Genomic DNA, 20,328 nt, shown 5'->3' on the forward strand with positions numbered 1-20,328 from the left:
GCCCGCCGGACCGCCCCCGTCACCCGGGCCGTGAGGGGCTCAGCCCGCCAGGGCGTCCAGCAGCCGCCGCAGCGAGCCGCCCAGCCCCCACCGCTCGGCCAGCTCCTCCAGCTTCTGGGCGTGCAGTGGTTCGGCCGGAAGCGCCGGGTCGAACTCCGGCAGCGCCACGTCCCCGGCCACCCGCACCACCTTCGGCGCCACGGCCAGGTACTCCCGCGCGGCCTCCAGCCTCCGCCGCTGTGCCGGGGTCATACCGGAGGCGGGATCACCGACGGCGGCCAGGACGCCGTCCAGATCGCCGTACGACTCCAGCAGCCGGGCCGCGGTCTTCTCCCCGACGCCGGCCACACCCGGCAGCCCGTCGCTCGGGTCACCGCGCAGCAGGGCCAGATCCGCGTACGCCGCCCCGCTCGCCACGCCGTACTTCTCCCGAAGGGCCGCCTCGTCGACGACCATGGGGTCGCCCATGCCCTTGACGGGGTAGAGCACCCGCACCCCGCGCGCGTCGTCGACGAGCTGGAACAGGTCGCGGTCGCCGGTGACGACGTCCACCGGCCCGCCGACCCGCCGGGCGAGGGTGCCGATGACGTCGTCGGCCTCGTAGCCGTCCGCACCGACCCGGGCGATGCCGATCGCGTCCAGCACCTCCTCGATCACCGGGACCTGCGGGGAGAGCGTGTCGGGCGTCTCTTCGGTGTCCGGGCCCTCGGCGGACTCCTCCACCACCCGGTGCGCCTTGTAGGACGGGATCAGCTCGACCCGCCAGTGCGGCCGCCAGTCGTTGTCCATACAGGCGACCAGATCGCCGGGGCGGTGGTCGCGCACCAGGCGGGCGATGAAGTCCAGCAGCCCGCGCACCGCGTTGACCGGGGTGCCGTCGGGCGCCCTGACCGACTCGGGGACCCCGAAGTAGGCTCGGTAGTAGAGGGATGCGGCATCGAGGAGCATCAGGCGTCGCGTGGTCACGCCCCGATCATGCCGCACCGGTCCGACAGCGAGGCCCCGCAGCGGGGTGCCGGTCGCAGAGCCTAGGCTGACCGCATGGCGACCGCACGACGACACCAGCCCTCCTCGGCCCGGGCCCGGAGTCGGGGTTCCGGCACCGTCCGCCGCGTCGTCTCGCTGGTGCCGTCACTGACCGAGGCAGTCGCAGCCACCGGCCCGGAACTGCTGGTCGGGGCCACCGACTGGTGCAGCCATCCGCCCGGTCTGGACGTGGCGCGGGTGCGGGGCACCAAGAATCCCGACCTGGAGCGGATCGAGGCCCTCCGCCCCGAGCTGGTCGTCGCCAACGAGGAGGAGAACCGCCCCGCCGACATCGCCGCCCTGCGCGGCGCGGGCATCGGGGTACTGGTCACCGAGATCCGCACGCTCCCGCAGGCGTTCGCCGAACTGGACCGGGTGCTCACCACCGGATGCGGACTGCCCCGGCCCGCCTGGCTGGACGAGGCCGAGGACTCCTGGAGCGCGCTGCGGCCCGCGGTCGACGCCACCGCCGTGGTGCCGGTCTGGCGGCGGCCGTGGATGGTGCTGGGCCGGGACACCTTCGCGGGCGACCTCCTGGCCCGCCTCGGTGTGCGCAACGCCTACGCCGGCCACGCCGAGCGCTATCCGCGCGCCGGGATCGGGGAACTGAACGAGCCGGGCCGGGCCGATCTCGTGGTGCTGCCCGACGAGCCGTACCGCTTCACCGCCGGTGACGGTCCCGAGGCGTTCCCCGGTCTGCCCGCGGCCCTCGTCAGCGGGCGGCACCTGACCTGGTACGGGCCCTCGCTGACCGAGGCGCCGGCCGTGCTCGGCGCGGCGCTGGCCGCCGCGCTTTCCGGCCCGCCGCCCTGACCGGCGCGCGCCGCCGCGGTTCCCGGTCGGCGGCGCCGCCGGACTCCCGGCCGGCGGCGGCATGTCGGGGCATACTCCGCACCGTCGCGGCCGATGGTGGCGCACCGGTCCTCCCGGGCGCCGGTTCCCGCTACTGTGCACGCCGTGAGCATGACGACACCGCCCGGCTGGTACGCGGACCCCGGGCACACGGGTCCCGGCCCGGCACCGGAGCGCTGGTGGGACGGCTCGGCCTGGACCGGACACACCCGGACCACCGACGCCGGTCCGTACGACACGTACGACACGTACGACACGTACGGCGCCCGGGACACGCACACCCCGTACGGAAAGCCGGTCATCCTCCCGCGGGACCCCGAGGCGGGGCCGTCGCGCGGGCTGCTGGTGGCCGCCGTCATAGCCGCCGCGGTCGTGGTGAGCGCGCTCCTGGCGGGAGGACTGCTCCTGCTCGGCGGCTCCGGTGGTTCCGGCGGCTCCGACGACCGCCGGGCGCGGCCCGGCGCCACCGCCGGCGAGGACGAGAAGCCCGGCGGGGCACCGTCCGGCGGACCGCAGGAGGACGAGCCGGACAGGGACCCGGGGGGCGAGGAGGACGACGGAACCCCCGGCACCGCGGTCGACCGCGTCAACGGCGTCAGCCTCCCCGTCCCCGAGGGCTGGAACGAGTCGGAGACCGACAGCGGGATATGGCTCTCCTCCGGTTCCTACTCCTGTCCCGGGGACGCCTCCCTCACCTGCGTCCGCGCCGGGGTCTCCCTGCGGGCCGCCGACGACCCCGCGGGTGCGGGCCCGCGGGCGATGGCCGAGGCGGACATCGCCCGTCACGCCGAGGAGTCCTACGACACCAGGGGCTACGGCGGGATCGAGGAGCACGAGGTGGTCTCCTCCGCAGAGGTCACCGTCGCGGGGCGGAAGGGGCACCGGGTGCGCTGGCGGATCGCCAACGAGCTGGAACCCGACGCGTACGTGGAGTCCGTCGTCTTCCCCGCGCCCGACGGCAGCGGCCGGATGCTGGTGATGCGCCTGGGCTTCGACATCCACGCCGATGCCCCGGACCCCGGCGAGATGGACCGGATCGTGGCCGGCGTCCGCGCCGTCGGCGGCCCGGGCATGGAGGTCTGAGACCCGCCCCGGCATGACGGGGCAGGACCGGTGGAGCCGGCGAGCCGGTTCAGCGTGGTCCGGCAAGGAACCCCGGCCTCTTTTGGGGCTCGGGAGGAATTGCTTCTCAAGACCGCTCCGGCCTGCACGTGAGCACGGGTCTGTCCTGTTGACCCCGGTTCGCTCAGCTGGGGCGCTTCTGGTTCTCGATGTGCTCCTTGACGGCGGACAGGGGTGCGCCGCCGCAGGACGCGACGAAGTACGAGGGTGACCAGAAGCGTTCGCCCCACAGGTGCCGCTTGATGTGGTCGGGGCACTCTCCCCGGCCTCCGGCCGGGGGCGCCCACATGCGGAGGTAGTGGGCGGAGACGCCCTTGAGGCTGCCGGCGAGGGCGGACAGCTTCTCCTGTCGTCGGTGCGGCCTCGCCGGGCCGGCCGACCACGTCGCCGGGGTCAACGCGCGTGACCGCGCACGCCCGGCGTGGGTATTCGTGAACATGCCCCGACCCGGCCCCGTGCGGGGGCCGGGCGATGTGCCCCGTGACCGCCCCGTCGTAGGGGGCGGCCGGGAGCATGAGCGGAGCCTCGCAGGGACCCGGCCGGAGAGCCCGGTCCCTTCAGGGGCCGAGTTGTTTACAGGAAGGTGTGGCCCTCGCCGCGGTAGGTCGGCACCGTCGCCGCCACCCGGTCGCCCTCGATCAGGTGCAGTGCCGCGAAGCGCTCGCACAGCTCCCCGGCCTTGGCGTGCCGGAACCACACCTTGTCGCCGATCAGCAGGTCGTCGGCGGGCGGTCCGAGCAGCGGCGTCTGGACCTCGCCCGGCCCCTCCGCCGGGTCGTAGCGCAGCCCGGCGGGCAGACACGGCACCGGCAGCCGGTCACGGCCCGCCGCACCGGAGGCCGGATAGCCCCCGCCGAGCACCGTCACCGCACCCACTCCGGGCCGCCGCACCACCGGCTGCGCGAACAGTGCCGCGGGACGGCCGGAGAACGAGGTGTAGTGGTCGAACAGGCGGGGCATCAGCAGCCCCGAACCCGCGGCGATCTCGGTGACCGCGTCCTCGGCGGCGGTGTGCTGCACGCTCCCGGTCCCGCCCCCGTTGACGAACTCCAGGTCCGGCGACACCGCCCGCACCGCGCGTACCGCCGCCGCGCGCCGCTGGACCAGCTCGCGCCGCGCGGCCGACTGCATCAGCCGTACCGCCCGCGCGCGCAGCGGACGTCCGGGAGGAGCGTCGCCCACGCCCGCGATGTGCCCCTCGTACGCCATCAGGCCCACCAGCCGGAAGCCGGGCCGGCGCGCCACCGACCGGGCCAGTTCGGCCAGTTGGGCGGGGGAGTGCAGCGGCGAGCGCCGCGCGCCGATCCGCACCCGGCCCCCCAGCAGCCACAGGGAGGCGTCCAGCTCCAGGCAGACGCGTATCTCCTCGCGTCCGCCGCCGCGGGCCGCGTCGATCAGGGCGAGCTGCACGGGGTCGTCGACCATCACCGTCACGGACGCGGCCAGCTTCGGGTCGGAGGCCAGCTCGGCGTAACCGGCCCGGTCCGCCGACGGATAGGCGAGCAGGACGTCGTCGAACCCGTGGCGGGCGAGCCACAGCGACTCGGCGAGTGTGAAGCTCATGACCCCGGCGAACCCGTCCCGCGCCAGCGCGCGCTCCAGCAGGGTGCGGCAGCGTACGGACTTGCTTGCCACGCGGACGGGCTTGCCGCCGGCGCGGCGCACCAGGTCGGCGGCGTTGGCGTCGAACGCCGCCAGATCGACGACGGCGAGCGGTGCGTCGAGATGGGCGGTGGCCCGGTCGTAGCGGGTCCGGTCGGCTGCGGGATCAGCGGTCGTGTCGAACACCCCGGCAGCTTGCCAGAGCCGGCCGTGCCCGGGACAGACCCGGTGGCGGTGGCCCGGCGTCCCCGTGCGGGGTCCGGGCCCTTACGGGGACCGGGACGCGGGTTGCCGCCACCGTGCCGGATCCACGTAGAGTGACGCGCACACCACCGCCGACCGCTGGTCAGCGGTGCGATGTCCCGATACCAACCGGCCTGCCCCGAAAGGGACTCGACGGGGCGGCACAGAACACGAGGGGGTGCCGGTGAGCACTGAGGCCGATCCGGTCCGGGCTCCGCTCCCACCCGTCGTACCACCGCGGCCCGCCATGCCGCCGAGAACCCCCCGGGTCTCGGCCGCCGCGCCCCCGATAGCGACGGGGCCGCCGCCACCGCGGTTCGCCGCCCCCCTGGTGTACCCGGACGTGCCGGCCGCCGCCCCGGCCCCGGGGCGGCGCGTGCGCGGGCCGGCCCGCACCGCCGCCGCGGCCGTCTGCCTCGTCCTGGGCTTCGGACTGCTGGGCGGGGCCGCCGCCGGGGCCTGGCTCACCGGCGACTCCGGCGAGCGCCCCGCGGCCGACTACGCCGAGGCGCGCTCGCTGTGGCGCGAGATACCCGTCGACACGCTCTTCCCCCGCACCCTGCGCGGCAGGGGTGCCGGACCGGGACGCGCCGACCGGCGCTGGACCCGGGTGGCGGTCGCTCCCGCCGCCGACTGCCGCAACGCCTTCGACCCCCTGTTGGCCGAGGCCCTCTCGCCGGCCGGCTGCGAGCGGCTGCTGCGCGCCACGTACACGGACGAGACCGGCAGCGGCGTCACCACGGTCGGGCTGCTGTTCACCGAGGCCGACGAGAAGGGTATGCGCGCCCTGCGCGAGCGGTTCGACGAGAAGAACCTCGAACTGCGCGCCGATCTGATGCCCCGTCCGTACGCGGCGCGCGGCACCGCCGCGGCCCGCTTCGGCGACGCCCAGCGCGCGAGCTGGACGGTCCGGCCGCTCACCGACGCCCCCGTGGTGGTCTACACCGTCTCCGGCTTCGCCGACGGCCGTACCGTCGGCGAACCGCAGCCGGCCTCCGAGGCCGTTCTGGAGGACCAGACCACCGCACCCGCCCAGGCGGGCCTCGGCCACGACGCCCGCGGCATCGCCGACCGCGTCGAGCGCGGCCTGCGCCGCATCGTCGCCCAGGGAACCGGGCAGGACCGATGAACACGACGGGCCTCCCCGCCACCGCGAACCCCCCGCACGCCCGCCGCACCCGTCGCGCCGCCGAGCTGCTCTCCGCGCTGTCGGCGCTCGCGGTGCTCTGCGCCTGCCTCCTGCTGGTCGCGCCCGCCGCGCACGCCGACGAGGTGCGCGACCGGCAGTGGGGCCTGGACGCGGTGGGCGCGCGCGACGCCTGGAACACGACCAGGGGCCAGGGCGTCACCGTCGCCGTGCTCGACACGGGGGTCGACGCCGGCCACCCCGACCTGCGCGGCCGGGTGCTGAAGGGCAGGGACCTCGTCGGCTTCGGGGCCCGCCGGGGCGACGAGCACTGGGCCCGGCACGGCACCGCGATGGCAGGCATCATCGCCGGGCGCGGCCACGGCCCCGGCGACTCGGCGGGCGTCCTCGGAGTCGCCCCCGAGGCGCGGATCCTGCCCGTGCGCGTCCTGCTGGAGGACGGCGACCCGCAGCGGAAGAAGGCCCGCGAGGAGCGCGGCGAGGCGCTGGCCGAGGGCATCCGCTGGGCCGCCGACCAGGGCGCCGACGTCATCAACCTCTCCCTCGGCGACGACAGCGCCTCCGCCCACCCCGATCCGGCCGAGGACGCCGCCGTCCGCTACGCGCTGGGCAAGGGCTCGGTGGTGGTCGCCTCCGCCGGCAACGGCGGGGAGAACGGTGACCGGGCCTCCTATCCGGCCGCCTACCCCGGCGTGATCGCCGTGACCGCGGTGGACCGCGACGGCCGGCGCGCCCCCTTCTCCACGCGCCGCTGGTACGCGACCGTCAGCGCCCCCGGCGACGATGTGATCATCACCTATCCTGACCGTGAGTACTACGAGGGCTGGGGGACCAGTGCCGCGGCCGCCTTCGCCTCCGGCTGCGTGGCCCTGGTGCGGGCCGCCCACCCCGATCTCAGCCCGGCGCAGGTCAAGGAGCTGATCGCGCAGACCGCCCGGAACACCCCGCCCGGCGGGCGCAGCGACGATCTGGGCAGCGGCGTCGTCGACCCGGCCGCCGCCATCGAACTGGGCGCGAAGGTCGAGCCGCGGCGGCAGCAGCCGGTGGCCGAGGCGTATCCGAAGGAGTACTTCGGTGCCGGTCCGGCCCCCGAGCGCGGGTACGGCGGCCGGCTGGCGCCCGCCGCCGCGGTCGCCGGCCTGCTGCTGGTGGTCTGCGCGGTGCTGCTCCACCGGGGCGGCCGGCGGGGAGCGCGGAGCGGGGAGCGCGTTGGGGGGCAGGCCGGGGGGCGGACCGTCTGAGCCGGGCGGATACCCTCAAGGCGTGGCGCTCAAGAACATCCCCGATCCCGGCTTCTCCGGCGACGACGGCTCGGCCGACCCCGCACTCGCCCGGGCGCTGGCCGCCTGGGCACAGGACCGCACCGCCGAGCCGGAGGTGCTGGCCGCCCTGGCGGAGGCCCGGCTGCTGGTCCCGGTGGTCGCCGTCCTCGGCGAGGCGGAGACCGGCGAGGACGGTCTGCGCCGGGAGAAGACCAGCGACATGGCGGTGCCCACGCTCAACGCGCCGGGCGGGCGCAGGGCCCTGCCGGCCTTCACTTCCACCGACAGCCTGGCCCGATGGCGCCCGGAGGCCCGTCCGGTCGCCGTCCCCCTGCGCCAGGCGCTCCAGGCCCTCGCCCAGGAGGGCGCCGACACCCTCGTGCTGGATCTCGCCGGACCGGTGACCTACCAGCTCACCGGCCCGGCGCTGCTGGCCCTCGCCGAGGGCCGCGCCGAGACCGCCGATCCGCTGGAGGACCCGGCCGTCACCGAGGCGCTGCGCACGGTGCTGGCCGCCGAGCCCGCGGTGAGCGCCGCCCGCCTGGGGCCCGGCCGCGGCACCGACGGCGTACTGGCTCTGCGCCTGGATCCGGCCGCGCCGCCGCGCGAGACGGCCGGGCGGGTGGCCGCCGCGCTCGCGGCGGACGAGACGCTCCGCGCGCGCCTGGTGCGCGGTCTGGATCTGGCCCTGCTGCCGCCGGAGGGAGCCCTGCCGGGGCGCCCGCTGTACGACCGAGACTGAGCGGCCGGCACCTTACGACCGCTCCCGGACGGCCGGGGCGGACGGGCGGCCGCGCCGGCCGCCCGGGAGCGTCCCTCAGCCGATGACCGGGCCGGTGAACTTCTCGCCCGGGCCCTGGCCCGGCTCGTCCGGCACCGCCGACGCCTCGCGGAAGGCGAGCTGGAGCGACTTCAGCCCGTCGCGCAGCGGAGCGGCGTGGTAGGAGCCGATCTCGGTGGCGGCGGCGGTCACCAGCCCGGCCAGCGCCTGGATCAGCTTGCGGGCCTCGTCCAGGTCCTTGTGGTCCTCGCCGCCCTCGGCCAGGCCGAGGTTGACCGCGGCCGAACTCATCAGGTGGACCGCGACCGTGGTGATCACCTCGACGGCGGGAACGTCCGCGATGTCGCGGGTCATCGTCTCGAAGTCGGCTGCCCCTCCGGCCCCTCCGGCCCCTCCGGCTGCGCCGGGGGAGGGGGTGGGGGTGCCGCTGTCGTCGCTCATCGTTCTCCGCTTCCTGCTGGTCGGGTGCGCTCCAGCCTAGGTCCCGCCTGTTGCGTGCGCGTACGACGCCCGGGGAGGAACTTCGCCGCGACCCTGCTATGCTGGGATATCGACCGGCCGGACCATACTCCCGCTGTGATCACCGGGGCGATCACCCAGACGATTCGCCCGAACGATCCGCGCAGAGCGCGTTCCGGCCCGCAAGTGGAGGCTCCGAAGCTCCCACCCGACCGACCTCCGGGCCGGCGGGTCAAAGGTCAGGCTGCGCCCCGCGGTGTATCGCGGCGGTGCTCCCGGTCAATGAGGAGCCCCGCCTGCGTCCCGTCCGGGGCGTTTTCGCGTTCCGGTTCGGTGGTCGTACCGAACGCAACCGTGCGCGGCTGTCCGCCAGGCATCCGCGTGGCGCAACCGAGGAGGCCCCATCAGCGCCGAGCCCCGCATCAACGACCGGATTCGCGTCCCCGAGGTGCGACTCGTCGGTCCCAGTGGCGAGCAGGTCGGCATCGTGCCGCTTGCCAAGGCCCTGGAGCTTGCCCAGGAGTACGACCTCGACCTGGTCGAGGTCGCGGCGAACGCCCGTCCGCCGGTGTGCAAGCTCATGGACTACGGAAAGTTCAAGTACGAGTCGGCCATGAAGGCCCGTGAGGCACGCAAGAACCAGGCGCACACGGTCATCAAGGAGATGAAGCTCCGGCCGAAGATCGATCCGCACGACTACGACACCAAGAAGGGTCACGTCGTCCGGTTCCTCAAGCAGGGGGACAAGGTCAAGATCACGATCATGTTCCGCGGTCGTGAGCAGTCCCGTCCCGAGCTGGGCTACCGGCTGCTCCAGCGCCTCGCGGAGGACGTCCAGGACCTGGGCTTCGTCGAGTCGACCCCCAAGCAGGACGGCCGGAACATGATCATGGTCCTCGGTCCGCACAAGAAGAAGACCGAGGCGATGGCCGAAGCCCGTGAGGCGCAGGCCGCCCGCAAGGCGGAGCGCCAGCAGCAGGGGAACGCAGCCCCTGCCGAGGAACGCGCCGAGGCATGATCCGGCGGTCGCGGAACCGGCCGCCGGATCGCACGGGCCCCTTCCCGGGCCCGGACAGCAACCGAAACAGCTGACGCTGCCGCACGCCGGCCCACGGCCGGCTACGGCGGCGCCACCGACGAGGAGAGAACGGCGACATGCCGAAGAACAAGACGCACAGTGGTGCGAGCAAGCGCTTCAAGATCACCGGCTCCGGCAAGGTGATGCGCCAGCGCGCCGGCCGCCGCCACCTTCTCGAGCACAAGCCGTCCACGCTGACGCGCCGCCTTGCCGGCAAGACCGAGATGGCTCCGGCCGACGCCAAGAAGATCAAGAAGCTTCTCGGCAAGTGAGCCCGCCGCCCGCCGGTCCCCGCGACCGGCCGGGCGCAGGACACCGGACACCGGGACCCCATCGAACCTTCGGGCCGACGGCGCCGTAGCACGGCAGCCGGACCACCACACCGGCCCCGCGACAAGGAGTAATTCACGTGGCACGCGTCAAGCGGGCGGTCAACGCCCACAAGAAGCGCCGGGCGATCCTCGAGCAGGCCAGCGGTTACCGCGGCCAGCGCTCCCGCCTGTACCGCAAGGCGAAGGAGCAGGTCACCCACTCCCTCGTCTACAACTACAACGACCGCAAGCGCCGCAAGGGCGACTTCCGGCAGCTGTGGATCCAGCGGATCAACGCCGGCGCCCGCGCCAACGGCATGACCTACAACCGCTTCATCCAGGGTCTGAAGGCCGCCGAGGTCGAGGTGGACCGCAAGATCCTGGCCGACCTCGCGGTCAACGACCCCAACGCGTTCGCCGCGCTGGTCGAGGTGGCCCAGAAGGCGCTTCCGAGCGACGTCAACGCCCCCAAGGCCGCCTGACGACGGCAGGGGACGTCACCGGACCCGCGGGCCGTCGAGCCCGCGGGTCCGGTCGTTTGCCCCGGCCCGCCCGGCCCGCCCGGCCCGCCCGGCCGTCCAGCCTCCGCCCGCCCGCCGAGAAGCCCCGAGAAGCGAGAACGCCGCGCCATGGCCGCCGCCCCGGAACTGACCTCCCCGCGCTCCCCGCGCGTCATCGCCGCCCGGCGGCTGGCCCGCCGCAACACCCGCGGCAAGGAGCGCCGCTTCCTCGCCGAGGGACCCCAGGCCGTACGCGAGGCGGTCGGCCACCGCAGCGGCGGCGAGCCCACGCTCACCGAGCTGTTCACCACCCCCGAGGCCGCCGGGCGGCACGCCGACATCGTCGCCGCCGCCCGCACCGCCGGGGCCCGCGTCCGCACCGCCGCCGACGAGGTGATCGCGGAGCTGTCGCAGACCGTCACCCCGCAGGGGCTGGTCGGAGTCTGCCGCTTCCTCGATCTGCCCTTCGACCGGGTGCTGGCCGCCCGCCCGAAGCTGGTCGCCGTCCTCGCCAACGTGCGCGACCCCGGGAACGCCGGGACGGTGCTGCGCTGCGCGGACGCGGCCGGCGCCGACGCCGTGGTGCTCACCGACGCCTCGGTGGACCTGTACAACCCCAAGTCGGTGCGGGCCTCCGCCGGCAGCCTCTTCCACCTCCCCGTCGCCGTGGGCGTCCCCGTCGAGCGGGCCGTGGCCGGGCTGCGCGAGGCGGGCGTGCGGGTGCTTGCCGCCGACGGCGCCGGCGAGCACGATCTGGACACCGAGCTGGACGAGGGCCGTATGTGCGGCCCCACCGCCTGGGTCTTCGGCAACGAGGCCTGGGGGCTGCCCGAGGAGACCCGCGCGCTGGCCGACGAGGTGGTGCGCGTACCCATCCACGGGCGCGCGGAGAGCCTGAACCTCGCGACCGCCGCGGCGGTGTGCCTCTACGCCTCGGCCCGTGCGCAGCGCGCACCCGGAGGGTGCCGCTGCGTCACCCCGAGCTAGTAGGGTGGCGGCCCCGGGGACCGAAGGGGGTGAACGGGAGTGGACGTGAGGGTGTCCGGCGGGCAGAGCGGCGGGCCGTCCGACGCGCCCGGCGTGCCCCGCACACCCCGCGACCGTCCCGCGCGGCAGGAGCCGCCGCGGCCCGATGGCACGGGGGTGCTCCCCGACGACCTCCCCGACGGCCTGGTCGTCGCCGACGCCCAGGGCCGGGTCGTCTGCTTCAACACCGCCGCCGCCCGTATCACCGCGCTGCCGCGCGAGGACGCGCTGGGCCGTCCCGTCGAGCAGGTCCTGCCCCTGGAGGACCTGGAAGGGCGGCGCTGGTGGAAGGTCACCGACCCCTACAGGGGCCTGGCCATCCGCACCGGTCAGCCCGAACGCAACCTCTTACTCCCCGGAGGCCGGGAGGTCCTGGTCTCCGCCCGGTACGTCCGAGCCCGTCCCGCCGGCCCCCTGCGGCGACTGGTGGTCACCCTGCGCGGCACCGAGGCCCGGCGGCGCACCGAGCGCAGCCACGCCGAGCTGATCGCCACCGTCGCCCACGAACTGCGCTCTCCCCTGACCTCGGTGAAGGGTTTCACCGCGACGCTGCTGGCCAAGTGGGAGAGGTTCACCGACGACCAGAAGCGGCTGATGCTGGAGACGGTGGACGCCGACGCCGACCGCGTCACCAGACTCATCACCGAACTGCTGGACATCTCGCGCATCGACTCCGGGCGGCTGGAGATCCACCGGCAGCCCGTCGACATGGCCGCCGCCGTGGAGCGGCACATACGGGCCCACATCGCCGCGGGCCGCCCCGAGGAGCGCTTCGCCCGGAGGATCGTCACTCCGCTCCCGCCGCTGTGGGCCGACCCCGACAAGATCGACCAGGTGCTCGGGAACCTGCTGGAAAACGCCGTGCGCCACGGCGAGGGAACGGTCACCATGGAAGTGGCACCGGCACGGACGAAGACGGGCGACGAAGGAACGGCGGTCACGGTGAGCGACGAGGGCCCCGGCATCCCCGAGGAGTCGATGAGCCGCGTCTTCACCCGCTTCTGGCGCGGCAGCAAGCGCGGCGGCACCGGCCTGGGCCTGTACATCGTCAAGGGCATCGTCGAGGCCCACGGCGGGGTGATCACGGTCGGCCGCTCGTCCGCGGGCGGCGCCGAGTTCCGATTCACCCTGCCCGCGGGCGTCCCGGCCTTCATGGCCTGAGCCGGCGCCCGCGGGCTCCTCCGGGTCAGTAGTGATCTTCCTCGCCCCGTAGACTCGACAACCGGTACCTTCGAGCGGCCCGGGAACCGGCTCCGCCGAGACACAAAGGGTGCCGAAGCGCCGGAGCGGGGCGAAGCAACCAACCGAAACCACGGGCCAACCGAAAAGCACGGGAAGAGATGTCCGCACCCAACAAGTCGTACGACCCCGTAGAGGTCGAGGCACTGAAACCGGAAGAGATCGACCGGGCACGGGACGCGGCCCTCGCCGCGATCGCCGCCGCCGGTGATCTGGAGGCGCTGCGCGAGGTGAAGGCCGCCCACGCGGGCGACCGTTCGCCACTGGCATTGGCCAACCGCGAGATCGGCGCCCTGCCACCGCATGCCAAGGCCGAGGCCGGCCGGCGGGTCGGCCAGGCGCGCGGCGCGGTGGGCCAGGCCCTCAAGCGGCGCCAGGAGGAACTGGAGGCCGAGCGCGACGAGCGGGTGCTGGTCGAGGAGGCCGTGGACGTCACGCTGCCCTTCGACCGCGTCCCCGCAGGTGCCCGCCACCCGCTGACCACGCTGTCCGAGCGCATCGAGGACGTCTTCACGGCGATGGGCTACGAGGTCGCCGAGGGGCCCGAGGCCGAGGCCGAGTGGTTCAACTTCGACGCCCTCAACATCGCCCCGGACCACCCGGCCCGCACCATGCAGGACACCTTCTTCGTCCAGGGCACGGGCGGCTCCGGGGAGGGGGAGTCGGGCGTCGTGCTGCGCACCCACACCTCGCCGGTACAGATCCGCTCCCTGCTGGAACGCAGGCCGCCGGTGTACGTGATCTGCCCCGGCCGGGTCTACCGGACCGACGAGCTGGACGCGACCCACACCCCGGTCTTCCACCAGGTCGAGCTGCTCGCCGTGGACGAGGGCCTGACCATGGCCGACCTCAAGGGCACCCTGGACCACATGGTCCGGTCCCTGTTCGGCGAGGACCTGAGCACCCGGCTGCGCCCCTCGTACTTCCCCTTCACCGAGCCGTCCGCCGAGATGGACATGGTGTGCTTCGCCTGCCGCGGGGAGTCCGTCGGCAACCCCGACCGCCCCTGCCGCACCTGCTCCTGCGAGGGCTGGATCGAGCTGGGCGGCTGCGGCATGGTCAACCCGCGGGTGCTGACCGCCTGTGGCGTGGACCCGGAGCGCTACAGCGGCTTCGCCTTCGGGTTCGGCATCGAGAGGATGCTGATGTTCCGCCACAACGTCGAGGACATGCGAGACATGGTCGAGGGTGACGTCCGGTTCACCCGGCTGTTCGGGATGGAGATCTGATGCGGGCCCCGCTTTCGTGGCTGCGGGAGTACGTCGACCTGCCGGCCGGTGAGACCGGCCGCGACGTCGCGGCGAAGCTGATCGCGGCCGGGCTGGAGGTCGAGACCGTCGAGCGGCTCGGCGCCGGGATCACCGGACCGCTGGTCGTCGGCCGGGTCCTGGCGATCGAGGAGCTGACCGGCTTCAAGAAGCCGATCCGCTACTGCCAGGTCGACGTCGGTGACGCCAACGGTTCGGGCGAGCCGCAGAACATCGTCTGCGGCGCCACCAACTTCGCCGTCGGCGACAAGGTCGCGGTGATCCTGCCCGGCGGCGTGCTGCCCGGCGACTTCCTGATCGGCGCCCGCAAGACCTACGGCAAGGTGTCGGAGGGCATGATCTGCTCGGCCAGCGAGCTGGGCATGAGCGACGACCACGAGGGCATCATCGTGCTCCCGCCCGAGCACGAGGTGGGCACCGACGCGATCGAGCTGCTGGAACTGGTCGACGAGGTCCTCGACATCGCCGTCACGCCCGACCGCGGCTACTGCCTGTCCATGCGCGGTGTCGCCCGCGAGGCGGCCACCGCCTACGGCCTGCCGCTGCGCGACCCGGCGCTGCTGGACGTCCCCGTGCCCAACGAGCACGGCCACCCGGTGAAGGTCGAGGACCGGCGCGGCTGCGACCGCTTCACCGCCCGCACGGTCACCGGTGTGCGGCCCGACGCACGCTCCCCGATCTGGCTCCGGCGGCGGCTGCAGAAGGCCGGGATGCGCCCGATCTCGCTGGCCGTGGACATCACCAACTACGTGATGCTCGAACTCGGCCAGCCCCTGCACGCCTACGACCGCTCCCGCGTCAGCGGGGCGATCGGTGTGCGCCGAGCCCGGCCGGGGGAGAAGCTCACCACCCTCGACGGCACCAAGCGCGAGCTGCACCCCGAGGACCTGGTCATCACCGACGACAGCGGGCCGATCGGCCTGGCCGGGGTGATGGGCGGAGCCGACACCGAGATCACCGACGCACGGGAGACGGCCGGCACCACCGAGATCGTGATCGAGGCCGCGCACTTCGATCCGGTCTCCATCGCCCGCACCGCCCGCCGCCACAAGCTGTCCTCCGAGGCGTCCAGGCGCTTCGAGCGCGGCGTCGACCCGCAGGCCGCCTCCGCCGCCGCCCAGCGCGCCGTGGACCTGCTGGTCCTGCTGGCGGGCGGTACCGCCGAGGCGGGCGTCACCGAGATCGTCTCACCCAGCGGCCCGCACACCGTCAGGATGCGCGCCGACCACCCGGACCGGGTCGCGGGCGTCGACTACGGCCGCGAGACCGTGGCGCGCCGGCTGCAGGACGTGGGCTGCGACGTCTACGGCACCGACGAGCTGACCGTCACCGTGCCGTCGTGGCGGCCGGACCTCACCGACCCCAACGACCTGGCCGAGGAGGTCATGCGGCTGGAGGGCTACGAGTCCCTGCCCTCCACCCTGCCGCGCCTGCCCTCGGGCCGCGGTCTGACCGAGCGGCAGCGGCTGCGCCGCCGGGTCGGGCGGGCGCTGGCCGGAGCAGGGTACGTCGAGGCGCCGAACCACCCGTTCGTCGGGGACGCCGCCTTCGACCGGCTCGGCCTGGAGCCGGACGACCCCCGCCGACGCACCGTACGGCTGGTCAACCCGCTCTCCGACGAGGAGCCGGCGCTGCGCACCACGCTGCTGCCCGGACTGCTCGCCGCGCTGCGCCGCAACGACGGCCGGGGCTCCCACGATCTGGCGCTCTTCGAGACCGGCCTGGTCTTCCGTCCCACCGGACGCGAGACCGCCGCGGTCCGGCTGCCGGTCGACCGTCGTCCCACCGACGAGGAGCTCGCCTCCCTCCAGGCCGCGCTGCCCGAGCAGCCGCGCCGGGCCGCGGTCGTGCTGGCCGGGGCACGCGAGCAGGCCGGCTGGTGGGGCAAGGGCCGCCCGGCGACCTGGGCCGACGCGGTCGAGGCGGCCCGCACCGTCGCCGGCGAGGCCGGTGCGGAGCTCGCCATCGAGGCCGACCGGCACGCCCCCTGGCACCCGGGACGCTGCGCCGCGCTGTACGCGGGCGCCGGCGGCGAGCGCACCCTGGTCGGGCACGCCGGTGAACTGCATCCGCGCGTGATCAAGGCGATGCAGCTGCCCGCCCGCACCTGCGCCATGGAGATCGACCTCGATCTGCTGGAGCGGGCCTCCTCGGGCGCTCCGCAGGCCCCGCGCGTGTCCGCCTTCCCGGTGGCCACGCAGGACGTCGCCCTGGTGGTGGACGCCTCCGTGCCGGCGGCCGAGGTCGAGTCGGCGCTGCGCGAGGGCGCGGGCGAGCTGCTGGAGTCGCTGCGGCTGTTCGACGTCTTCACCGGCGAGCAGCTCGGCGAGGGGAAGAGGTCCCTGGCCTACGCCCTGCGCTTCCGAGCGCCCGACCGCACGCTGACGGCCGAGGAGGCCACGGCCGCCCGCGAGGCCGCGGTGTCCGCGGCGGTCGCACGCACCGGCGCGGTGCTGCGCGGCGCGTAGCCGCCTCCCCTCCGCCGCGGCCGGCCCGCCCGGCGCCGGTGACGGGGAACGCCGATGGCGGGGCGGCTCCGGAAGGGTGCCCCGCCATCGGCGTTCCCCGCGCCTCGCGGCCCGCCGCGCCGGGCGGGCCGGCGGGTGTCAGTAGGTGTAGAAGCCCGCGCCGGTCTTGCGGCCGAGGCGGCCGGCGTCGACCATCCGCTGGAGCAGCGGCGGGGCGGCGTACAGCGGCTCCTTGTACTCCTCGTACATCGAGTAGGCGACCGAGGCGACGGTGTCCAGGCCGATGAGGTCGGCGAGCTTGAGCGGCCCCATGGGGTGCGCGCAGCCCATCTCCATCCCGTTGTCGATGTCCTCGCGGCTGGCGATGCCCGTCTCGAACATCCGGATCGCCGAGAGCAGGTACGGGATCAGCAGCGCGTTGACCACGAAGCCCGAGCGGTCCTGGGCGCGGATGGCGTGCTTGCCCAGCAGCTTGACGACAGCGGTCTCGGCCCGCGCGATGGTGTCGTCGGAGGTGGTCAGCGCGGGGATCAGCTCCACCAGCCGCTGCACCGGCGCGGGGTTGAAGAAGTGGATGCCGATCACCCGGTCCGGACGGGAGGTCGCCACGGCCAGCTTCACCAGCGGGATGGAGGAGGTGTTGGAGGCCAGGACCGCGTCCGGGCTGGTCACCACCTGGTCGAGGATCTGGAAGATCTCGGTCTTGATCTGCTCGTTCTCCACGACCGCCTCGATCACCAGATCGCGGTCGGCGAACTCGCCGAGGTCGGTGGTGAAGGAGAGGCGCCCCAGGGTGGCGTCGCGCTCCGCCTCGCTGATCTTGCCTCGTGCGGCGGCCTTGTCCAGGGAGGTCACCAGCCGGGTACGGCCTATCTCCAGGGCTTCGCCGGTGGTCTCGGCGACCATGACGTCCAGGCCGGCCCGTGCGCAGACCTCGGCGATACCCGAGCCCATCTGGCCGCAGCCAACCACTCCGACGCGTTCGATGTCGGTCACATCGTGCCTTTCGCTGGTCCACTGGTCCGTGACGCCGCCCCCGTACGGTTCCGGCCGCAGCGCCTCGCCGACCGACGTTACCGCGTCGCGCCGTGGAAACGGTCGGCCGGGGCTCGGCGGCCCCGGCCGACCGGCCGTCCGGGCGGCGGCCCGGGGAGGTCAGCCCGTGGCGCAGGCCGCTCCGTCGACCTCGAAGGCGTCGGGGACGCCGTTGGCGCCGGACCAGGAGCCGGTGAAGCCGAAGGACGCCGAAGCGCCCGGCTCCAGCCGCGCGTTCCAGTCCACCGAGGAGGCCGTCACCGTGGCGCCGCTCTGGGTGAAGGAGGCGTTCCACATCTGGTCGACCTGCTGGCCGTCCGGGAAGGACCAGACCGCCTTCCAGCCGTCCAGGGCCGTGGTGCCGGTGTTCCGCACGGTGACGTCGGCCTGGAAGCCGCCCTGCCACTGGTTGGTGACCTCGTAGGCGACGGCGCACCGCGCGGTGCCGGGGCCGTCCGGGTCGTCGGGGTCGGTCGTCCCGGCGCTGTCGCCGTAGAGGATGCCGCGGCCGTTGGTGGCGACGTAGACCCGTCCGTACACCCGGGGGTCGCCGGTGATGTCCGCGCCGGTCCAGCCCCACTGGTGGGCGTCGTCGTTGATCCGCACCCAGCTCGCCCCGGCGTCGTCGGAGCGGTAGATCCCCCGCACCCCGCCGATCTTCGCGCTGCTGTACAGGGCGGGGTACGGGGCGTCCGGCGCGGCCTTGCCGAAACCGATGGTGTCCGCCTCGTCGACGCCTTCGACCCGGGTGAAGCTCTCCCCGCCGTCGGTGGAGCGCCACAGCCCGTAGGTGTCGCCGCTGCCGCCCGCGAGCCAGATGTGGCCCTCCTTGCCGGGCACGGCCTTGAAGCGGACGTCGCCGTCGGCGGGCAGTCCGGTGGCGCCGGAGGCGGTGAAGGTGGCGCCGCCGTCGCCGCTGACGTAGAAGGTGCCGCCCGAGAAACCGTAGAAGGTGCCGGCGTCCACCCGGTCCGCCTCGACGCGCGCACCCGCCGGGACGCCCTGCGAGGCCGACCAGGAACTGCCGTAGCCGGTGGTGTGGTGCACACCGGCGCCCTCCGGGCTCCACACGAAGCCGCTCGCGTCGGCCGCCGCGGCCACCGTACCGCCGCCGGTCACCCCGGACGGCAGGCTGCTGCCGGCGAACCAGTTGGTGCCGTTGTCGGTCGAGAAGGCGATGTGCTGCCCGGTCTCGCTGCTGCCGACCCGGACCACCGTGTTCGGGTCCTTCTCGGCGTAGTCCAGGCCGGAGACGGCCTCCATGAACGGCGACCGGTACATCAGCTCCGGCACCCGGTCCAGGTCGGTGTGCCGGAAGCCGCCGATGTCGAGCATGCCGCTGAGCAGCGGGGCTCCGGAGGGCGGGCTGATCAGGTCGCCGACCGCGGTCTCCTCCAGACCTTCGACCACCGGCTTAACGGTGAAGGTCTCGTCCCGGTCCCAGGCGGTCAGCTCCTCGGTGCCGTAGACCGTGGCCCCGGTGCCGTACATCATCCGGTCGGAGTCGAACGGGTCGATCTCCAGCGACTCGGTCATCCAGCCGAGCTTCGGCGCCGTCTCCGGTGGCGAGGGGCTGCCGCCGAAGGTCAGCCAGGGCACGGAGGAGACGTCCATGGTGAAGCGGTCGGAGCGGTTGGGGTAGCCGTCGTACTCCCAGGCGCCGGTCCAGGTCTCGCCGCTGTCGGTGCTGCGGAAGATCTGGGTGTCCGGCCACCAGGAGCTGTAGCCGGTGACCATGACCGTGCCCGGGTCCTGGCGGTCGACCGTCAGCCCGCTGTAGCCGAAGTAGGTGTCGGCCTCGGGCACCGGACTGACGTCCCTCCACTCGCCGCTGCCGGTGTCGTACCGCCACACCTGCCCCTTCTCACCGTCGTACGGGCCGCCGGTGTCGGAGGTGGCGATGTAGAGGTGGCCGCTGTCGGTGTCCAGCACGCCCTTGTGGGGGAGGTAGCCGGTGGGCTGGCCGGGAACGGCCTCCCAGGTGGCGCCGCCGTCGGTGGAGCGGTAGACCGACTCCTCCTTGTCGGCGACGCCGGCGTAGACCGTCCGGGTCCGGCTTCCGGCGCTGCCGGTGCGCTCGTCGAAGGTGACCCAGACGACGCCGACCCTGTCCGTCAGGTAGCTGTTGTCGCTGTCCGGGTCGGGGACGTAGGTGCCGGGGTTGGGGAAGCTCTCCACCTCGGACCAGGTGGCGCCGGAGTCGGTGCTGCGCCACAGGCCGTGGCCGCTGGGGGCGCCCAGGTAGAGGACGTGGTTGTCGTTGGGGTCGACGGCCAGCCGCTCGCCCATGCCCCGGCCCGGCATGTTCCCGCCGAGCTTGAAGGGCAGCTCGGCCTTCTTCCAGGTGACTCCGCGGTCCGACGAGCGCATGACCGCGCCGTTGTCCGGGTCCCAGTCGTTGGTGTAGTTGCCGACGGCGACGTACACGTTGTCGGGGTCGACGGGGTCGGTGGCCAGTGACGCGACACCCGTGTGGCCCCAGTCGTCCCAGCCGACGGAGTCCAGCAGGGGTATCCACCGCTTCCCGGCCTCGTCCCAGCGGTAGGCGCCGCCGATGTCGGTCCGGGCGTAGACCAGGTCCTTCTCCGAGGGGTTGAAGACGATGCCGGGCACGAACCCGCCACCGTCGATCCGGACGTTCTTCCAGGTGTAGCTGTCGGCCGAGACCTCGAAGCCCTGTCCCCGGGCTCCGGGACCGGCCGAGGCCGGGCTCATGGAGGCGGTCAGCAATCCTCCGGCAAGGGCCAGTGCCGCCAGGGCGGCGCCGGCCGATCGTCTTCCGGGCACGATACGTCCTCTCCGGGCAAATCCGCCCAGGCGGGCGGTGCGGGGGGTGAACCAGCGGGTGGGAGCGCTCCCAGACATGCGGATGCTAGTTGTCGAACGGTGTTCGCATAAGGGGGTGCGTC

17 protein-coding genes and 1 pseudogene are annotated in these 20,328 nt (G+C 74.1%); 12 read left to right on the plus strand and 6 right to left on the minus strand.

Features of this window, described 5'->3' with window-relative positions; genetic code table 11:
* Positions 1–39: 39 nt before the first annotated feature.
* Positions 40–948, minus strand: a complete 909-nt coding sequence (locus ACGRHY_RS22530) for a 5'-3' exonuclease (protein ID WP_394638163.1) — start codon at positions 946–948, stop codon at positions 40–42.
* 93 nt (positions 949–1,041) lie between these two features.
* Here ACGRHY_RS22530 and ACGRHY_RS22535 point away from each other — a divergent pair, with 93 nt between their 5' ends.
* Together ACGRHY_RS22535 and ACGRHY_RS22540 are read left to right on the plus strand one after the other, a co-directional pair.
* Positions 1,042–1,839 (plus strand): helical backbone metal receptor, encoded by a 798-nt coding sequence (locus ACGRHY_RS22535; protein WP_394637130.1) that lies wholly within the window; start codon positions 1,042–1,044, stop codon positions 1,837–1,839.
* Positions 1,840–1,989: 150 nt separating this feature from the next.
* The gene (locus tag ACGRHY_RS22540) at positions 1,990–2,961 is read left to right on the plus strand and encodes a DUF2510 domain-containing protein (protein ID WP_394638164.1); all 972 of its coding nucleotides are present in this window, start codon (positions 1,990–1,992) and stop codon (positions 2,959–2,961) included.
* 163 nt (positions 2,962–3,124) lie between these two features.
* Here ACGRHY_RS22540 and ACGRHY_RS22545 read toward each other — a convergent pair.
* Both ACGRHY_RS22545 and ACGRHY_RS22550 read right to left on the minus strand, forming a co-directional pair.
* Positions 3,125–3,349: pseudogene (locus tag ACGRHY_RS22545) on the minus strand (transposase); the annotation flags it as partial.
* 224 nt (positions 3,350–3,573) lie between these two features.
* On the minus strand, positions 3,574–4,788 hold the full coding sequence (locus ACGRHY_RS22550) for an amino acid deaminase/aldolase (RefSeq protein WP_394637132.1): 1,215 nt from the start codon (positions 4,786–4,788) through the stop codon (positions 3,574–3,576).
* 304 nt (positions 4,789–5,092) lie between these two features.
* Between ACGRHY_RS22550 and ACGRHY_RS22555 the strand changes: the two genes are divergently transcribed.
* Genes ACGRHY_RS22555 through ACGRHY_RS22565 form a run of 3 tightly spaced genes read left to right on the plus strand, consistent with a single transcriptional unit; the run spans position 5,093 to position 7,996 of the window.
* Positions 5,093–5,974, plus strand: coding sequence for a hypothetical protein (locus ACGRHY_RS22555; protein WP_394637133.1), 882 nt, complete (start codon positions 5,093–5,095; stop codon positions 5,972–5,974).
* The gene (gene mycP / locus ACGRHY_RS22560) at positions 5,971–7,233 is read left to right on the plus strand and encodes a type VII secretion-associated serine protease mycosin (RefSeq protein ID WP_394637134.1); all 1,263 of its coding nucleotides are present in this window, start codon (positions 5,971–5,973) and stop codon (positions 7,231–7,233) included. The genes ACGRHY_RS22555 and mycP overlap by 4 nt, the downstream gene beginning before the upstream one ends.
* 22 nt (positions 7,234–7,255) lie before the next feature.
* Complete coding sequence (locus ACGRHY_RS22565) at positions 7,256–7,996, plus strand: SseB family protein (RefSeq protein WP_394637135.1); 741 nt, start codon at positions 7,256–7,258, stop codon at positions 7,994–7,996.
* 75 nt (positions 7,997–8,071) lie between these two features.
* On the opposite strand, the gene ACGRHY_RS22570 is transcribed toward ACGRHY_RS22565, so the two are convergent.
* Positions 8,072–8,476 (minus strand): DUF1844 domain-containing protein, encoded by a 405-nt coding sequence (locus ACGRHY_RS22570; RefSeq protein WP_175541057.1) that lies wholly within the window; start codon positions 8,474–8,476, stop codon positions 8,072–8,074.
* A gap of 421 nt (positions 8,477–8,897) precedes the next feature.
* On the opposite strand from ACGRHY_RS22570, the gene infC reads away from it, so the two are divergent.
* The 7 genes from infC (at position 8,898) to pheT (ending at position 16,384) form a co-directional block, all read left to right on the plus strand.
* Positions 8,898–9,512 carry a translation initiation factor IF-3 gene (gene infC, locus ACGRHY_RS22575; protein WP_394638165.1) on the plus strand — a complete coding sequence of 205 codons (615 nt, stop codon included), beginning with the start codon at positions 8,898–8,900 and terminating at the stop codon, positions 9,510–9,512.
* 137 nt (positions 9,513–9,649) lie between these two features.
* Complete coding sequence (gene rpmI, locus ACGRHY_RS22580; protein WP_093850868.1) at positions 9,650–9,844, plus strand: 50S ribosomal protein L35; 195 nt, start codon at positions 9,650–9,652, stop codon at positions 9,842–9,844.
* Positions 9,845–9,981: 137 nt separating this feature from the next.
* Entirely contained in the window at positions 9,982–10,365 is a 384-nt protein-coding gene (gene rplT / locus ACGRHY_RS22585; protein ID WP_093662401.1) for a 50S ribosomal protein L20, read from the plus strand.
* Positions 10,366–10,512: 147 nt separating this feature from the next.
* Positions 10,513–11,370: a TrmH family RNA methyltransferase gene (locus ACGRHY_RS22590; protein WP_394637136.1), complete on the plus strand. Its 858-nt coding sequence runs from the start codon at positions 10,513–10,515 to the stop codon at positions 11,368–11,370.
* 39 nt (positions 11,371–11,409) lie between these two features.
* On the plus strand, positions 11,410–12,570 hold the full coding sequence (locus tag ACGRHY_RS22595; RefSeq protein ID WP_394637137.1) for a sensor histidine kinase: 1,161 nt from the start codon (positions 11,410–11,412) through the stop codon (positions 12,568–12,570).
* A gap of 179 nt (positions 12,571–12,749) precedes the next feature.
* On the plus strand, positions 12,750–13,877 hold the full coding sequence (pheS, locus tag ACGRHY_RS22600) for a phenylalanine--tRNA ligase subunit alpha (protein WP_394637138.1): 1,128 nt from the start codon (positions 12,750–12,752) through the stop codon (positions 13,875–13,877).
* A complete protein-coding gene (pheT, locus tag ACGRHY_RS22605; RefSeq protein WP_394637139.1) occupies positions 13,877–16,384 on the plus strand; it encodes a phenylalanine--tRNA ligase subunit beta in 2,508 nt (835 codons plus the stop codon). The genes pheS and pheT overlap by 1 nt, the downstream gene beginning before the upstream one ends.
* Positions 16,385–16,522: 138 nt before the next feature.
* Here pheT and ACGRHY_RS22610 read toward each other — a convergent pair whose 3' ends face one another.
* Positions 16,523–17,380: a 3-hydroxybutyryl-CoA dehydrogenase gene (locus ACGRHY_RS22610; RefSeq protein WP_394637140.1), complete on the minus strand. Its 858-nt coding sequence runs from the start codon at positions 17,378–17,380 to the stop codon at positions 16,523–16,525.
* A gap of 159 nt (positions 17,381–17,539) precedes the next feature.
* Positions 17,540–20,206 (minus strand): cellulose binding domain-containing protein, encoded by a 2,667-nt coding sequence (locus ACGRHY_RS22615; RefSeq protein WP_394637141.1) that lies wholly within the window; start codon positions 20,204–20,206, stop codon positions 17,540–17,542.
* Between the last annotated feature and the right edge of the window lie 122 nt (positions 20,207–20,328).

This window comes from Streptomyces shinuiensis (assembly GCF_043660855.1).
Lineage (GTDB): Bacteria > Actinomycetota > Actinomycetes > Streptomycetales > Streptomycetaceae > Streptomyces.

Bases quoted from the DNA above. Each gene is read 5' to 3' on its own strand.
- ACGRHY_RS22530 (WP_394638163.1), bottom strand. From the start codon at position 948: ATGCTCCTCGATGCCGCATCCCTCTACTACCGAGCCTACTTCGGGGTC.
- ACGRHY_RS22535 (WP_394637130.1), top strand. From the start codon at position 1,042: ATGGCGACCGCACGACGACACCAGCCCTCCTCGGCCCGGGCCCGGAGT.
- ACGRHY_RS22540 (WP_394638164.1), top strand. From the start codon at position 1,990: ATGACGACACCGCCCGGCTGGTACGCGGACCCCGGGCACACGGGTCCC.
- ACGRHY_RS22555 (WP_394637133.1), top strand. From the start codon at position 5,093: ATGCCGCCGAGAACCCCCCGGGTCTCGGCCGCCGCGCCCCCGATAGCG.
- mycP (WP_394637134.1), top strand. From the start codon at position 5,971: ATGAACACGACGGGCCTCCCCGCCACCGCGAACCCCCCGCACGCCCGC.
- ACGRHY_RS22570 (WP_175541057.1), bottom strand. From the start codon at position 8,476: ATGAGCGACGACAGCGGCACCCCCACCCCCTCCCCCGGCGCAGCCGGA.
- rpmI (WP_093850868.1), top strand. From the start codon at position 9,650: ATGCCGAAGAACAAGACGCACAGTGGTGCGAGCAAGCGCTTCAAGATC.
- ACGRHY_RS22590 (WP_394637136.1), top strand. From the start codon at position 10,513: ATGGCCGCCGCCCCGGAACTGACCTCCCCGCGCTCCCCGCGCGTCATC.
- pheS (WP_394637138.1), top strand. From the start codon at position 12,750: ATGTCCGCACCCAACAAGTCGTACGACCCCGTAGAGGTCGAGGCACTG.
- pheT (WP_394637139.1), top strand. From the start codon at position 13,877: ATGCGGGCCCCGCTTTCGTGGCTGCGGGAGTACGTCGACCTGCCGGCC.